The organism is Pseudoflavonifractor sp. 60, from assembly GCF_009911645.1.
In the GTDB taxonomy this organism is placed as follows: Bacteria; Bacillota; Clostridia; order Oscillospirales; family Oscillospiraceae; genus Lawsonibacter.
The window spans coordinates 1-719 of record NZ_QWKI01000256.1; the positions used below are offsets into that span (position 1 = coordinate 1).

General features: G+C 53.8%; 1 pseudogene. It reads left to right on the forward strand.

Going from position 1 to position 719, the window contains the following annotated elements:
- Positions 1 to 719: pseudogene (locus D1646_RS21055) on the forward strand (cell wall-binding protein); the annotation flags it as partial.

Sequence of the window (719 nt, forward strand, 5' to 3'; positions counted from 1 at the left end):
ATAACCTCGCCCCCGGCGGCACCTACTGGTTCGACCTGTCCAAGATGCGCCTTTTGGAGCTGGGAGAGGCAAATACCAACCTGCCGGACGAAACCCTCCACTGGGTGTCCTTTACCTATACGAGGACGATCAACGCCTACAGCCTGGACGGCCCGAGGGCCATAACTGAAGAAGAGGCCAACAACATTAAAGACGACCACAGCCTGTTTATCGCGGATTACAATGTGATACATACGGTATCTTGGGCGGAATTGTCGTTCACAAAGTACGACTTTATTTTCGGAAGCGACTACCCCAGCAACGACATAATGTACACCATGCGGTCGCCGTCGGCGGGGAGTCAGCTAGGCATTGACGACTTTATAGGCGTATGCGGGTCGCCAGAAAGCAACGAGTGGGATAGAATCCTGGACAAAAATCCTGATTATATCAAAAACTGGAAGGATATTTACTCCTGGGGGCAGGACACCGATATGCAGCACGAGACTCGTCGTGCGCTTCGGAGGCAGCTCTCGAACTACAACTGGTCATCCTACGAGTTCGGTTATGCGAACGAGTCCATCGGCTTCCGCCCCGTCCTTGAGCTCCCGGAGCCGGGCACTTCAGGGATGCAGCCTGATTCTTTGAAGGTTGTCACACTGAACCTGAACGGCGGCAGCATCGGCACGGAAAAGGGCCCGATCAACATCGTGGTCAATAAGCATGATATCTTCACCGCC